This is a genomic window from Brachyspira suanatina (assembly GCF_001049755.1).
GTDB classification, from domain to species: Bacteria; Spirochaetota; Brachyspiria; order Brachyspirales; family Brachyspiraceae; genus Brachyspira; species Brachyspira suanatina.
The window spans coordinates 2,067,286-2,080,447 of sequence record NZ_CVLB01000001.1 but is presented as its reverse complement, the minus strand read 5'-3'; the positions used below and the strand labels follow the sequence as shown (position 1 = coordinate 2,080,447).

Genomic DNA, 13,162 nt, shown 5'->3' with positions numbered 1-13,162 from the left:
TTAAATAATTTTCTATTATGTATGAAATAAATTTAGACTTTTTATATTGACTTTTTTTAATATAAATATATGATGAAATCAATTCAATTTTTTGTATGGCAGGGATATTATATCCCCGCCAGTTAATAATCTCTTAATTAGAAAGATAAATAAAATATTTATTTAATAATATTTAGCTTGTATTTTAGGTATGACTATCAATATATCCACACCTTTTTCAATTCAATTTTTTGTATGGCAAGCATATTTTGCTTGTAAATTAATTTTCCCAAGTTTTACCTGTAACAGTAATTTTTACAGTTATTTTATCAGATTTTATACTTGCTGGAAGTTTGTAATTTTCTTTCACTTTTACATCCAAATCAAAAGTACCATCTGCAGTATTATCTTTAACTGTAACTGTAGAAGTAGAGCAAGTAACACCTATTTTATCTAATGCTGATTTTACAGTTGCTAATTTAGCTTCTACAGATGATTTAGTTGTTGCTTTTTTTGCATTAGCAGCAGCAGCATCTACTGTAATTGTGAAAGTTCCTTCAGAATATTTTCCATTAGCAGCATTTGCCTTATCTGCTCCATCATTGATTTTTAATTCTCCAAAAGTTTTTAAAGCAGTTTCAATTTGATCATCAGTTATGTTTTTTACTTCTGGTGTTGGAGTAGTAGGTGTACTAGGAGTTGAAGTATCTCCTCCTGTTGGTTTAGATTCTGTTGTTGTTCCTGTGTTTGAATCTTTAACAGGATCTGTTGTTTTGTTGTTACAGCTTACCGCAAATATTGCTGATGCTGCAATTACTAAAAATAGTGTAAAAAGTTTTTTGTTCATATATTGAACTCCTTTATTGAAATTTATAATAAACATTATTGTTAATGCTTATTTTAAAAATTATATTAGAAACATTTATATTTTTTGATATGATATTCATTAAGAATTATTTGATCGTTATTGTAAAGATTGATTTTTAGTTTGTGTAATCTAACTTTACAAGCATATTGTCTTATTTTTTTATCAATGTTTCTAACTTAATTATACTAAAATGCTAGATGTCTTTATATTTTATGTCAATACTTATAAAATATTTTTTCTACAAAAATATTATTTTTTATTCGTTTTTTTTATTTTTTTTTTGAATATGAATTATTTATTGCCATACAATAAAAATATCATTATTGATTATATGTTTTTAGAAATAGTCAATAAAAAAATTATAGTTTTGAATTTGTAAATTGAATTATTAAAAAAATGTTCAAGTGTAATATTTATTTGTAAAAGAATAAAAAACATTATCTATTGTTAAATAATGTTTACTTTATACTTTACATAGTATTTTTTTAAATTTGAGTAAAATTAAAAAAAATTGTATTTTATCATTGACTTAATTATTATATAAGTATATTATTATATTATAATATACTTATATAAATACGAGGCAATATGAAAAAGAATATAAAAAAAGATATCGAAGCTTCTGATGAAGAATATTTAAATAATGATGATGATTGTGAGATAAGCACAAAAGATTCAAATATATCATCATTAATACCAAAACTTCCAAATGATGAAGAGTTTTCACTTTTAGCAGGATTTTTTTCTGTATTTTCTGATCCTACAAGATTAAAGATAATATCTGCCCTGAGTGAGAAGGAATTATGCGTGCATGAATTATCTTCTTTACTTGATATGAAGCAGCCTTCTATATCGCAGCATTTAAAGATGCTTTGGCAGGCTAGGGTAGTAAAGAAGAGAAAAGTAGGACTTCATGTTTTTTATAGATTAGATGATGAGCATATAGAAAAAATTTATACTTGGGGGTATGAACATGTTAAAGAATAAAGAAAGACTTTTATTTTTATTAGAAATTTTTTTAGGACTTATAGTATTAATATTATTATACACTTTGCATAAAAATATACATGGTGCTATAGAATATATTATTTTCTTTATCCCATATTTTATTTTAGGAAGAGATGTATTTAAAAATGCTGCTTTGGATTTCATTAAAGGAAAGTTCATGCGTGAAAGTTTCCTTATGAGTATTGCTACAGTGGGAGCTATTATACTTCATGAGCTTCCTGAAGCATTAGCCGTACTAATGTTTTATAGAGTAGGAGAGTACTTTGAAGATATGGCAGTTGATAAATCTAAGCGTACAATAGCTGCATTGATGGCAATAAGACCTGATTCTGCAAATATTATAAGAGAGAATGGAAATGTTGAAAAAGTTGATATATCCGAAGTACATATTAATGATAGTATAATAATAAATCCATTTGAGAAAGTGCCTCTTGATTCTATTATATATGAAGGAGAAAGCTGGATTGATACTAAGGCTTTAACAGGTGAGAGTATGCCTAGAAGTGTTAAAGTTAATGATGAAATTTTAGCAGGAACTATAAACGGAGATAACACTATAAAGGCAAAAGTTATAAGAGCTTACGGAGAATCTTCTATAGCTAAAATATTAAAATTAGTTCAGGATTCACAGAATAGAAAAGCTAATATTGAGCAGTTTATAAGCAGATTTGCAGGTATCTACACTCCTATAGTGGTATTCGGTGCAATTTTCCTTACTGTAATACCTACTATAATATATGGTACAGAAGTTTTTGATAATTGGTTTAAACGTTCTTTGACTCTATTAGTTGTATCTTGTCCTTGTGCTTTTATGGTTGGAATTCCATTAACATATTTTGCTTCTATAGGAAGAGCATCTAAATTCGGAATAATGGTTAAAGGCGGAGTATTTTTGGATTTGCTTGCCAAAGCTGATAAAGTTATTTTTGATAAAACAGGAACTCTTACAAAAGGAGAGTTTTCTATAAGAGATATACATAATACAGGTTTATATGATAATGAAACTTTATTAAAATATGCTGCTTATGCTGAAACAGGTTCTTCTCATCCGATTGCAGTATCAATAGTTGAGCATTATAAAAATCATCATAACGGCATTATAAATGATAGTTTAATTTCAAGTCATAAAGATATAAGTGGAAAAGGTGCTTCATCAATAGTTGAAAATAAAAATATATTGATTGGAGGACTTGATTTATTAAAACAAAATAATGTTGAAATATCAGAAATTAAAAAAAATATCAATGTTCATATTTCGATAGATTCAAAATATGCCGGCGGATTCTTTATTGATGATAGCGTGAAAGATGATACTAAAGACGCTATTGATTTATTGAATTCAATGAATATAAAAACTGCCTTGATAAGCGGCGATAATGTTGACAGAGTAGAAGCATTTGCAAAAGAGATGAATATACAATCATTCAAAGGGGGCTGTTTGCCTGAAGATAAAGTAACTGTATTAGAAGAAATGATGAAAGATTCAAAGGCTTCAATATTCGTAGGCGATGGTATAAATGATGCTCCTTCTTTGGCACGTGCAGATATTGGTATTGCTATGGGAGGACTTGGTTCTGATGCTGCTATAGAAAATGCTGATGTTGTAATTATGGACGATAAGCCTTCTAAAGTTGCTCTTGCTATAAAGCTAGCTAAGAAAAATCATATAGTAGTTTTGCAAAATATTCTTCTAGCATTATTAATAAAATTTGCTGCTATTATATTAGGGGCTTTAGGACTTGCATCTATGTGGCTTGCTATTTTTGCTGATACAGGTGTTACTATGATAGTAGTATTAAATGCATTAAGACTTCTTTATCCTTTAGGTGAAAAAGAAGAGGCTGTTAATATAGATACTAAAACTTGCGATATAAAAGTTACTGACTGCGGTTGCGGACATTAATTATTTATAATGATACTGAAAATTTTTAAGTTTTTCAATTTTTTATTCAACTTTTTCCAGCCGCACACCGCAGGTGGGCTTAGCTTGTGGCAATACCATACCTGAAGATACTCTCTTCAGTCGCAGGTACTTCCTTCAATCGCAAAAGAAGTGGGGTGCTGCGTAAGCACGTAGAGCGGTGGGCAAAGCCCTGCAGATTTTCAAATTAAAAAAAATTATTTCTGACAAAATATAGTTGTTTAGGTATATATTTTATATAGATGCATGATTATTATTCATGCATCTATTTTTTATTTATTTTTTATAGTCTTTCTTATCATCAATTTATGCATAATAAACATAAGTACTAAAATCAATATCAAATAAAAAGGAAGTAATGATATTGATATATGATTTGCAATGTAACCGAATAGAGGAGGCATTGCAAGAGTACCTATATAAGCACTAGCCATTTGTACTCCTATTATAGCCTGAGAATTTTCTGCACCAAAATTACTTGGAGTTGAATGTATTATTGAAGGATATATAGGAGCACAGCCTAAACCTATAATTATAAAACCTATTAAAGATACAATATTTACAGCAGGAATAATCATTAATATTATGCCTATCAAAATTAATGACTCGCCTAAAATTATCATTTGATTATCGTTTAATTTCATTGTTATAAATCCAGATATAGCTCTTCCAACAGTAATTCCTATATAAAATAAACTTCCAAATGAAGCCGCAGTTTTTATATCCACTCCTTTGTATATATTTAAATAACTGCTTGCCCATAATCCTGTTGTAGCTTCAAGTGCACAATAACAAAAAAAGCATATCATAATTTCTCTTGCACCAGGTATTTTTATTATTTCTTTTAAGCTTAAAACTTTTGTACTTATTTTTTCTTTATTTTCTTCATCATTTTTCTTCCATAAAGGAAGGCTCAAAAATAAAATAGCAGTGAGTACAATCTGAATTATTGATATATATCTGTAACCTGCATTCCAATTATTATTAGTAATAGCGTATCCCATTATATATGGTCCAATTGTTGCACCTATTCCCCACATACAATGAAGCCAGCTCATATGTTTGCTTTCATAATGAAGTGCTACATAATTATTTAAAGAAGCATCTACACTTCCTGCACCTAATCCATAAGGTATAGCCCAAACGCAAAGAAATAAATATGAATGAGTAATAGAAAATCCAAAAAGTGCTATAGCCGTCATTGCTACACTGAATGCAGTTATTTTTCCAGTACCAAATTTTTTAGTAAGTCTGTCGCTTTGCAAACTAGAAATTATAGTGCCTGCTGATATGATAATTGATATTATACCAGCATAGGAAATTGGCACATTCAATTCTTTATGAATAGTAGGCCAAGCTGAACCAAGAAGTGCATCCGGAAGTCCTAAACTTATAAAAGATAAATATATAATAGCAAGGAGTAAATTAACCATATTAAATATCCGTAAAGTTATTTTAATATTATAATACAAATAATTTTTTATTGAATAGTTTTTATATAATAAATCTTTTTTTATTTAGCATAATAATAAAATTGACAAATATTTTTATGTTTGACTTTAAATAAAAAATATAATATTATTCTAAAAATTACTAATAACTAAAATTAGGAGAATGTTATAATGCAGGTAACCGCACCGCACCGCACCGCACCGCACCGCACCGCACCGCACCGCACCGCACCGCACCGCACCGCACCGCACTAAATAGTTCATTACATTTTTTCACTTCCAATAAAAAAATATTTTTAAATAAAAAATTTATAGTCATGGAGTTATTATGTTATTTAGCTCTATGATTTTTTTATGGCTTTTTCTGCCTTTAGTATTCTGTTTTTATTATATCATCGATAAAAAATTTAGAAATGTATTATTGTTAATAGCTAGCATTATATTTTATGCATGGGGAGGAGTTAGTTATACATTAATAATGTTTTCTTCTATAATCATTAATTATATTTTTGCTTTATTGATAGATAACTCAATAGAAAAAAATGATAAATTAAAAAAGAAAATATATCTAGCCTTATGTGTAATAGTTAACTTATCAATATTAGGCTATTTTAAATATACCGATTTTGCAATATCAATAATTAATTCAATATCAGGCAAAGAAGTAATTTCATTAAAAAACATAGTTCTTCCAATAGGTATATCATTTTATACTTTTCAGGCTTTATCTTATGTTATAGATGTTTATAGAGAGCATAATAAAGCACAGAAAAATATTATAAATTTGGCATTATATATATCATTTTTTCCGCAATTGATAGCAGGTCCTATAGTGAAGTATCATGATATAGATACTCAAATAATAAATAGAACAGAAACTTTAGAAAATATCAGCTATGGAATAAAAAGGTTCATTTACGGACTGTCAAAGAAAGTGATACTAGCTAATATGTTTGCTTTATCTTGTGATGAAATATTAAAGCAGTCTATAGGTGATATAGGTACAGCTTTAGCATGGATAGCAGCTATTCTTTATACACTTCAAATATACTATGATTTTTCAGGTTATTCAGATATGGCTATAGGTTTAGGTCATATGTTTGGTTTTAAATTTTTAGAGAATTTCAATTATCCATACATATCAAAGTCAGTGCAGGAGTTTTGGAGAAGATGGCATATATCTTTATCAACTTGGTTTAAGGAATATTTATATATACCTTTAGGCGGAAATAGAAAGGGAAAGTATTTTACTTATTTAAATCTATTTATTGTATTTTTTGCTACAGGTTTATGGCATGGGGCTAGTTTTAATTTTATTCTTTGGGGCTTATGGCATGGATTGTTTTTAATAATAGAGCGTATATTTTTATGTAAATTGTTAGAGAAAAATAAGTTTATATTTATAAATCATATATATGTAATATTGGTATTTGTACTTGGCTGGGTATTATTTAGAGCTAATGATTTAAATCATGCTTTAGATTTATATAAATTAATGTTTAGTTATAAAGAAAGTATTTTTACAATTAGATATTTCTTTTATCCTCAGACACAAGTATGTTTTATATTTGGTATATTATTTTGCGGATTATTTCAAAACTTATTTCCAAAAATTAAAAAAGCTGTATTTTCAAGCAGAGTTTATGTATTAGAGAGCATAATTCAATTCATACTTTTATTCATTTGTATTATGTATTTAGTTAATGGCACTTACAATCCATTTATTTACTTTAGATTTTAAAAGAGTAGTTTATGAAAAAGAAATTGATCAAAATTAATTTGTTTATTATATGTATAATTTTAGCAGTATTTTTTATACTTTTTATATTAGGTAGGTTTGAAAGGATAGGATATTTATCTGATATTTCATTGAATGTAGAAGAAACATTAAAAAATAATTCTTTGTATACTAATGATTTAGAAATAAATGATATTAAAGAATATATATTTACAAATAATATGCTTACAAACTATGTTTATAATTTTAGAATAAACTATTATAGTAAGGTATTTAGAAACAGTGATATATATGGAGTTTATTTAAATATTAATAGTTTGCCTAATTATATAAAAGAAATAAAAATGAATGAGGATGATGGTACTCCTTTTGGTACTTTAGTTAGTTATAATAAATTAGAAGATGAAAAAATAGATAATATAAAATATATATTACGAGTTAAATATACTATTTTTGTAATTATTATATTATTAATATCTTTATTATTAGTTTTAATTTATAAATTTCGTTTTATAATTTTAGATTTTATTTCATTAATTTATCATATCAAATTATTTAGGAATAGATATCTATATACATTAATAATATTTCTATGTTTTTTGATAATGCCAAATATTATATATAAAATATTTTATGATAAATTTGACCATACAAATTATGAAAATAGAGTTCTCTCTTCAAAACCAATCATAGATATAAATAACTTAGATACATATCCTAAACTATATGAAAACTATTTTTATGATTATATTCCTTTTAGGAATGAATTAATACAGTTAAAGAATATTATCGATATAAAAATATTCCAAAATATTATTTCAGATAGAGTAATATTGGGTAAGGATAACTGGTTATTATTTAAAGATTATCATTTTAATGCTATTAATAAATATATTGGTTTAGACTGTAGCTATTATACAGATGAAGAATTAGATTTAGTAAAAAACAATTTATTGAATTTTAGAAATGAATTAAAGAAAAGCAATATAGATTTTATATTAATGATATGTCCTGATAAGGAGATAATTTATTCTGAATATATGCCTAATTATATTAAAAGGAAGAGAACATTAACTTCTACAGATCAGTTTATTAAATATATGGAAAATACTGATATTAAAATAGTGTATCCTAAAGAAGAGTTAATAAAATATAAAGATAAATATCAACTATATTATAAATATGATACACATTGGAATAATTTGGGAGGTTATATAGGATATTCTGAATTTATGAAAAAAATAAATATTAATGTTATTCCATTAAGTAATTTAATGATTTTAAATTCAGGTAAAATTTCTGGGGATTTAGCGATAATGGCAAATTCTGTTAAATTGTTTTCAGACGATAATACTTATATGATTAGTAATTACAATATAAAAAATTATTCTATCTTGAAAGGAGATAAGCATTTTAATTCTGTAACAATTTCTGATAATAATAGAAATAAAAATATTTTGTTTATTAGGGATTCATTTTTAATTGCTATGTATGATTATATGGCTTCATATTTTTATAAATCTTTTATTATACATAGGAATCATATAAATAATAACGATGATATTATAAATGATAAACCTGATATAGTAGTTTTTGAAACTGTTGAAAGAGATTTAAAAAATTTTTTGTTTAATATTGTTCCAAACACTACAATAATAGAAAAAATAAATAAAAATTTAGAAACTAATTCAGTAGTAACTAACAATTAAATTGACAAATATTTTTATATTTAGTATTATATAATAGTAATATTAAATTTTGGGGATAAAAAATATTGAAAATAAAAGATATTGGCTTTGATGAATATTTTGAGAAATTGGCACTTAAAAGTTTAAATGTTAATTCTTTAGAAGAAATTAATAATGAAGAACTTGTACCAGCAAGAGTGATAAGGATTAATAAAAGATATTATACTTTATTTTCTGATGAGGGTGAGTTTTTAGCAAGAATCAAAGGAAAGATAAGATATAATTCTGAAATACAAAGCGAACTTCCAGTAGTTGGCGATTGGGTATTAATGAAAAAGTCGGATAATAATGCTTTTATTGATACTATACTCACTAGAAAAAATATTTTATACAGAAAAGCTAATGTTAAAAAAAATGATATCCAGGCTATAGTAAGCAATATTGATTATGCTTTTATTATAGTTGGTATTGATAATGAAATGCCGATGTCAGCCATAGCAAGATATTTGTCAGTTGTTCATACTTCAGGAATTAAACCAATAATTGCAATTAGTAAAATAGATTTGTATGAAGATGCAGAATATAAAGAATTATTAGCAGCTATAAAAGAAACTTATCCTAATGAAATAGCATTTGCCTACAGTTCAAAAACTGGAAAGAATGCAGATACATTTTTAAAATATATTAAGAAAGATACTTCATCAGTTTTTATAGGTGCATCCGGTGCTGGTAAATCCACTATTATTAATTATCTTTTAAAAGATGAGAAGATGAAAACTCAGGAAGTAAGAGAATACGATTTTAAAGGAATGCATACTACAACACATAGAGAGCTTTTAGTATTGGACAGCGGAGGTGTAGTTATAGATACTCCGGGTTTAAGAAATCTTGGTTTATGGGAAGATGATAAAGGTATAAAGAAAACTTTTGAAGATTTGGAAGAGTACGCTAAAAAATGTAAGTTTAAAGATTGTACGCATCAACATGAGCCAGATTGTTATATATTGGAACTTCTTGAAAATGATGAAATACCTTATGAAAGATACGATGCCTATATAACTCTGCTTAATGAAAATAGAGAATTGCAGAAAAGTTCTATAGAGATAAAAAAAGATAGAAAAATGGCATTAAAGAAAATCACAAAGCATAGAAATAATTATAAGAAAATGAATGTAAAAAATAAAAAATAATTTATTTTTATAATTGTTTTTATTAAAAAATAAGAGGCTGTTCTATATAATTTAAATTTGTTAAAATTTAAGTGTGAAATTCAGTAAATTAAGTCAAGAAAAACAATTAAAAATTAATGTGTAATTTAGCAAAAAAAGAGTTTTTTTAGTTAGCAGGACATCCCCAATTTTTATTATATTACAAAATTTCACTATATGTGCGTTGAAAATATTTTAAATCTAATAAACGTTTTAATTTCTGATTATGTTTTTAAAATTAATTAATACAATAGAAATTCAAATTATAGTAATAAATCTTAAAGGCTTGGCAAGTGTAATTAAATTTTAAAAATTATTTTCATATCCACCCTTTAGGCTTAAAAATTTATTTTGTAATTTTTGATTTGTATTTGCTTATTATTTTAATTAGATTTTTTAGCTGCCCACCCAAGTTTTATTTAAATTTATTGATTTCTGACCGCACGCATAATATTATTATATTATTAAGTATATTGATTATAATTGCAATTATAATCATATATATGTTTTACTTACCGTGCGTTATAAAAACTCAAATAATTTTGCTTTTATATTAAAAATATAATATAATTATTAATCATGGAGAGTTTAATAAGTTATATAAAAAAAATCATCATTTATTTGGAATATTAGTAGGACTTTTATTTCTTTTGGCTGCGATTTTTAAATGGAATTGGCTTTTGGAACCTGTCGGTTCAAGATTTATGATGTTTATATATGAAATGTTTGGGGAGAGCGGAGTCAGAATAGTTACTGGTATTATAGGAACTATAATAATAATATTATTCATAATGGATTGGATAATAAAGAAATGAACTCCAAAAATAAGAAGTAGTTTAAAGTGATAAACGAGCAGCTGATAACTGATTAGTAAATTATAAATTAATTTATGATTATGAATAATACAAATAAAATTGTCATATAATAATCGGAGAGTTTATCACTAGCAATAATAAAAAGATGAATGTTAAAATAAGAAATAATTATAAAATCACTAATCAATAAAATTATTAAGTTAATTTATATATATATATTTCAAATTATATTCTTTTATAAAAAAATATTTAAATATTATGTTTACTATATTTGCTTTCTTTACAATCAGTAATGAATAATAAAAAACTTATTATAAAATTCATTTTATGTATAAATTTAGTTTACATAAATCTTATATAATACATAAAGTGTAAAATTTAAATAAATTTTATTTACAAAAAATTGACAATATCTATTATATTTATTATACTATTTTTATGATATATATATTCCATATTATACGGAGATTTTTTATGGAAAATTTTAATTATAAAATATTAATATTTTCATTTGTTTTGTTATTAATATTTTGTCTGAATGCATTTTCAAAAAGTAATATAGCAATTATTGATGCAGCAGGCAGAGGAGATATTAACAAAGTTAAAGAATTAATCAATAGCGGAGCTAACATAAATCAGCAGGATAGAGTAGGCGAAAATGCCTTAATAGAAGCATCAGAAGGTGGACATATAGAGATAGTAAAATTACTGATAGAAAATAAAGTAAATCTGAATCTCAAAAGTAAATTGGCAAGAACAGCATTGATGAGAGCTTCTTCTAAAGGTTATGCCAATATAGTAAAGGTACTTATAGAAGCAGGGGCGGATTTGAATATTAAGGATAATAGAGGAAGAACTGCATTAACTTATGCCAATCAAAGAGGACATCAGAATATAGTAAAAATATTAAAATCTGCAGGTGCAAAATAAAGTTAACATATTTAATTAAGGAGATATATTTATGAAAAAAATTTTTATTTTTAATTTTTATAATTAGCATCAGTGTTTTTGCTCAAATGAAGATGACACCATTAATGGAGGTTTTGGAGAGAAAAGATACTAAAAGAGCTATAGAGTTAATAAACTCCGGAGTTGATCTTAATACAAGAGATAGACGAGGAGAAACTCCATTAATAGAGGCTGCAGAAGAGGGACTTCCTGAGGTAGTTAAATTATTCATAAGTAAAAAAGTTAATTTGAATGATGTTAATAATAATAAGAGAACAGCTCTAATGAGAGCATCAAGCAAAGGACATGCTGAAATAGTTTCTATGCTTGTAGAAGCAGGATCAAATATTAATATGAAGGATAAATATGGAAAAACAGCATTAAGTTATGCTAGTCAAAGAGGGCATCAGAATATAGTAAAAATATTAAAAGCGTCAGGTGCAAAATAAAATTAATGTATTTATTTTATTTTGTTTTGTAAGGAAGATAGTATATATGAAGAAAATTATATTTTTATTGATTATAATTATTGCATCTTTATTTTCTCAGCAGAAAAGAACACCTTTAATGGATGCATTGGAAAAAAGAGATACTAAAACAGCAATAGCACTCATAAATTCAGGAGCTGATATTAATACTAAAGATAGGATGGGAGAAACTCCTTTGATAGAGGCTGCAGAAGAGGGACTTGCTGAAGTTGTTAAAGTCTTGATAGAAAAGAAAGTCAATTTGAATGCATCAAATGTTAGAAATAGAACAGCTTTGAGCAGAGCTTCATATAAAGGTCATACAGAAATAGTTCTTATGCTAGTGAATGCCGGAGCGGATAAAAGCATTAAAGATAAATATGGAAAAACTGCTTTAGACTATGCTTCAGAGAGAGGGCATAAAGATATTGTTTCTATATTGAAAAAGTAGTTATAATTAATTTTATTTATTATATTGAATTTAATCATTAAATTGTTATGTAAAATTATTTAATTTTTTTAAAAAATATTTGTGTAAAAATAAAAAAATGACGATTTAATAATTATGATATTTTTATCTAAATGTATTTTTCTTATTTTTTAACATAGGAGTTTTTTATGAAATTAAATAATAAAATATTTTTATTTTTTATAATTCTATCATTATTTATTTGTAATAGTGCATTTCCTAAAAGTAATGTAGATTTAGTAAATGCAGCAGAAAATGGGGATATAAAAAAAGTAAGAGAACTTCTTAGAGGCGGTGCAAATATAAACGAGCAGGATTCTAAAGGAGATAATGCCTTAATAAAAGCTTCTGAAAATGGACATCTAAAAATTATTGAATTATTGGTTCAGTATAGATGCAGTTTAAATCTTCAAAACAAAGATGGCAGAACAGCAATAAGTAAAGCATCAGAAAATGGACATATTAATGTTGTAAGGCTTTTAATTGATGCAGGCGCTAAAGTTAATGTTAAAGATAGAAAAGATAAAACAGCTTTGAGTTATGCTTCAGAAGAGAATCATAAAAATGTAGTTAGCCTTTTAAGAGCTGCAGGCGGTAAATAA

12 protein-coding genes are annotated in these 13,162 nt (G+C 25.7%); 10 read left to right on the top strand and 2 right to left on the bottom strand.

Translation table 11 applies throughout. From position 1 onward, the window contains the following. Positions 1–259: 259 nt before the first annotated feature. Positions 260–826 carry a hypothetical protein gene (locus BRSU_RS08930; protein ID WP_048594986.1) on the bottom strand — a complete coding sequence of 189 codons (567 nt, stop codon included), beginning with the start codon at positions 824–826 and terminating at the stop codon, positions 260–262. Positions 827–1,435: 609 nt separating this feature from the next. Between BRSU_RS08930 and BRSU_RS08925 the strand changes: the two genes are divergently transcribed. Both BRSU_RS08925 and BRSU_RS08920 read left to right on the top strand, forming a co-directional pair. Then, positions 1,436–1,834 carry an ArsR/SmtB family transcription factor gene (locus tag BRSU_RS08925; protein WP_048594985.1) on the top strand — a complete coding sequence of 133 codons (399 nt, stop codon included), beginning with the start codon at positions 1,436–1,438 and terminating at the stop codon, positions 1,832–1,834. Next, complete coding sequence (locus BRSU_RS08920; RefSeq protein ID WP_048594984.1) at positions 1,821–3,758, top strand: heavy metal translocating P-type ATPase; 1,938 nt, start codon at positions 1,821–1,823, stop codon at positions 3,756–3,758. Before BRSU_RS08925 ends, BRSU_RS08920 begins: the two co-directional genes overlap by 14 nt. 290 nt (positions 3,759–4,048) lie before the next feature. Here BRSU_RS08920 and BRSU_RS08915 read toward each other — a convergent pair whose 3' ends face one another. Then, entirely contained in the window at positions 4,049–5,209 is a 1,161-nt protein-coding gene (locus BRSU_RS08915; RefSeq protein WP_048594983.1) for an MFS transporter, read from the bottom strand. A 346-nt stretch (positions 5,210–5,555) separates the two neighbouring features. Between BRSU_RS08915 and BRSU_RS08910 the strand changes: the two genes are divergently transcribed. From BRSU_RS08910 to BRSU_RS08875, 8 genes are all read left to right on the top strand, one after another. After that, positions 5,556–6,968 (top strand): MBOAT family O-acyltransferase, encoded by a 1,413-nt coding sequence (locus BRSU_RS08910; RefSeq protein ID WP_048594982.1) that lies wholly within the window; start codon positions 5,556–5,558, stop codon positions 6,966–6,968. Positions 6,969–6,979: 11 nt separating this feature from the next. Then, a complete protein-coding gene (locus BRSU_RS08905) occupies positions 6,980–8,674 on the top strand; it encodes an alginate O-acetyltransferase AlgX-related protein (RefSeq protein WP_048594981.1) in 1,695 nt (564 codons plus the stop codon). 65 nt (positions 8,675–8,739) lie between these two features. Further along, entirely contained in the window at positions 8,740–9,843 is a 1,104-nt protein-coding gene (gene rsgA, locus BRSU_RS08900) for a ribosome small subunit-dependent GTPase A (RefSeq protein ID WP_048594980.1), read from the top strand. A gap of 668 nt (positions 9,844–10,511) precedes the next feature. After that, positions 10,512–10,676 carry an Imm17 family immunity protein gene (locus tag BRSU_RS08895; protein ID WP_245158070.1) on the top strand — a complete coding sequence of 55 codons (165 nt, stop codon included), beginning with the start codon at positions 10,512–10,514 and terminating at the stop codon, positions 10,674–10,676. 474 nt (positions 10,677–11,150) lie between these two features. Continuing rightward, entirely contained in the window at positions 11,151–11,606 is a 456-nt protein-coding gene (locus BRSU_RS08890) for an ankyrin repeat domain-containing protein (protein WP_048594978.1), read from the top strand. Between the two features lie 86 nt (positions 11,607–11,692). Continuing rightward, the gene (locus tag BRSU_RS08885) at positions 11,693–12,073 is read left to right on the top strand and encodes an ankyrin repeat domain-containing protein (protein WP_048594977.1); all 381 of its coding nucleotides are present in this window, start codon (positions 11,693–11,695) and stop codon (positions 12,071–12,073) included. Positions 12,074–12,119: 46 nt separating this feature from the next. Next, on the top strand, positions 12,120–12,542 hold the full coding sequence (locus tag BRSU_RS08880; protein WP_048594976.1) for an ankyrin repeat domain-containing protein: 423 nt from the start codon (positions 12,120–12,122) through the stop codon (positions 12,540–12,542). A gap of 167 nt (positions 12,543–12,709) precedes the next feature. Continuing rightward, a complete protein-coding gene (locus BRSU_RS08875; protein WP_012670587.1) occupies positions 12,710–13,162 on the top strand; it encodes an ankyrin repeat domain-containing protein in 453 nt (150 codons plus the stop codon).

Bases quoted from the DNA above. Each gene is read 5' to 3' on its own strand.
- BRSU_RS08905 (WP_048594981.1), top strand. From the start codon at position 6,980: ATGAAAAAGAAATTGATCAAAATTAATTTGTTTATTATATGTATAATT.
- BRSU_RS08920 (WP_048594984.1), top strand. From the start codon at position 1,821: ATGTTAAAGAATAAAGAAAGACTTTTATTTTTATTAGAAATTTTTTTA.
- BRSU_RS08885 (WP_048594977.1), top strand. From the start codon at position 11,693: ATGAAGATGACACCATTAATGGAGGTTTTGGAGAGAAAAGATACTAAA.
- BRSU_RS08930 (WP_048594986.1), bottom strand. From the start codon at position 826: ATGAACAAAAAACTTTTTACACTATTTTTAGTAATTGCAGCATCAGCA.
- BRSU_RS08890 (WP_048594978.1), top strand. From the start codon at position 11,151: ATGGAAAATTTTAATTATAAAATATTAATATTTTCATTTGTTTTGTTA.
- BRSU_RS08880 (WP_048594976.1), top strand. From the start codon at position 12,120: ATGAAGAAAATTATATTTTTATTGATTATAATTATTGCATCTTTATTT.
- BRSU_RS08910 (WP_048594982.1), top strand. From the start codon at position 5,556: ATGTTATTTAGCTCTATGATTTTTTTATGGCTTTTTCTGCCTTTAGTA.
- BRSU_RS08915 (WP_048594983.1), bottom strand. From the start codon at position 5,209: ATGGTTAATTTACTCCTTGCTATTATATATTTATCTTTTATAAGTTTA.
- BRSU_RS08875 (WP_012670587.1), top strand. From the start codon at position 12,710: ATGAAATTAAATAATAAAATATTTTTATTTTTTATAATTCTATCATTA.
- BRSU_RS08925 (WP_048594985.1), top strand. From the start codon at position 1,436: ATGAAAAAGAATATAAAAAAAGATATCGAAGCTTCTGATGAAGAATAT.